The organism is Actinosynnema sp. (assembly GCF_052038725.1).
In genome coordinates, this window is sequence record NZ_JBQGCX010000617.1 from 1 (window position 1) to 1707 (window position 1707).

2 protein-coding genes are annotated in these 1707 nt (G+C 74.6%); both read left to right on the plus strand.

Annotated features, from left to right (window positions below):
• The coding region (locus ACTUAL_RS13000; RefSeq protein ID WP_440900415.1) for an LLM class flavin-dependent oxidoreductase at positions 1 to 659 on the plus strand (659 nt) is incomplete at its 5' end.
• 125 nt (positions 660 to 784) lie between these two features.
• Entirely contained in the window at positions 785 to 1630 is an 846-nt protein-coding gene (locus ACTUAL_RS13005; RefSeq protein WP_232519797.1) for a siderophore-interacting protein, read from the plus strand.
• Positions 1631 to 1707 lie beyond the last annotated feature (77 nt).

The following is a 1707-nucleotide window of genomic DNA, read 5'->3' on the forward strand; positions in this document are numbered from 1 at the left end:
CGTTCGCGCTGCTCTCGGCGGTCGCCACGCACACCTCCACCGCCACCCTCGGCAGCAGCGTGCTGAACCTGCCCTGGTACCAGCCGGTGGCCCTCGCCAGGCTGCTCACCTCGATCGACCTGCTCAGCGGCGGCAGGCTGCTGCCGGGGTTCGGCATCGGCTGGTCACCCGACGAGTACCGGGCGTCCGGCGTCCCGTGGAAGGGCAGGGGCGCGCGCTTCGACGAGGCCCTTGACCTGATCGACCTGGCCTGGACCGCCGACGTCCTGTCCTACGAGGGCGAGCACCACTCGGTCCCGGCCGGCTACGTGGACCTCAAGCCCGCCCGCAAGCCCCCGGTGCACCTGGGCGGCTTCTCGAAGACCGCGCTCCAGCGCATCGCCCGGCGCGGCGCGGGCTGGCTGCCGATCCTCCAGGTCGGTGCCACCGCGCAGGACCCGGCCCCGCTCGTGGCCGCCCGCGAGCAGATCGGCGTGCCCACCCCGGCCGTGCTCCGCCTCAACGCGGGCCGCGACACCCCGCTGAGCGCCCTCGCGGACACCGCGCTGGCCTCGGCGCAAGCCGGGTTCGACGACCTGTTCGTTGACCTGTCGTACGTCGTGGACGAGCCGTCCGAGGCGCTGGACCGCTTCGCCGACCTGCTGGCGAGGACGGCCTGAGCTGCGGGTTCCCGCTGCCGCGTTCGGGTGAGACCGACCAGGACGCGGCCAGCGGGACCCACTCCCGGTGGCGTTCGCCGCCCCCGGTTACTCCATTCGGCAATAGGTGAGGCTAGCCTAATGTCATGGCAGCAGAGGTCATGGCGAACCCGACGACGGAACCGTTCCGGCACTTCGACGCCGAGGTGCTGGCCACGAGGGCGCTCGGCCGCAGCATGGTGCGGGTGACCTTCGGCGGCCCCGCGCTGCGCGACGTGCGCACCTGGGGCCCCGACCAGCGGATCAAGCTGTTCTTCCCCAGGTCCGGCCAGGCGGGCCTGACCGTGCCGACCGGTGCCGACTGGTACACCCGCTTCCGCGAGCTGCCCGACCGCGAGCGCCCGGCGATGCGCACCTACACGCTGCGCGCGGTGCGCCACGGCCAGATCGACATCGACTTCGTCCGCCACGGCGACACCGGCCCCGCCTCCACCTGGGCGGGCAGGGCCGCGGTCGGCGACCGCACCGTCATCCTCGCCCCGAACGCCCACCACGTCCCGGAGAACCCGGCCCGCATGGGCGCCGACTACGCCCCGCCCGCCGACACCGCCTGGCAGCTCATCGCGGGCGACGAGACCGCGCTGCCCGCGATCGGCGGCATCGTCGAGTCCCTGCCGAGGGGCGTGCGCGCGCGGGTCGTGCTGGAGGTCCCGAGCGCGAGCGACCGGCAGGACTGGCGCACCGAGGGCGAGGTCGACACGACCTGGCTGGTGCGCGGCGTCGACACCCCGCTGCTGGAGGCGATCCGCGCCGAGGGCGTCCCCGACGGGCCGGGCTACGCCTGGCTCGCGGGGGAGTCGAGCCTGGTGCGGGGCCTGCGCAGGCACTTGGTGAAGGACCTGGGCGTCGACCGCAAGCGCGTCTACTTCTGCGGCTACTGGCGCGAGGGCCGCCCGGAGGAGACCGCCCACGAGCCGGTCGAGGAGGACTGACCCGGAGCCGGGGGGGGTGAACACCTCCACCCCCCCCCAGGCCCGCCCCACCCCCCCACCCCCCCCCCCCGCACCCC

Bases quoted from the DNA above. Each gene is read 5' to 3' on its own strand.
- ACTUAL_RS13005 (WP_232519797.1), top strand. From the start codon at position 785: ATGGCAGCAGAGGTCATGGCGAACCCGACGACGGAACCGTTCCGGCAC.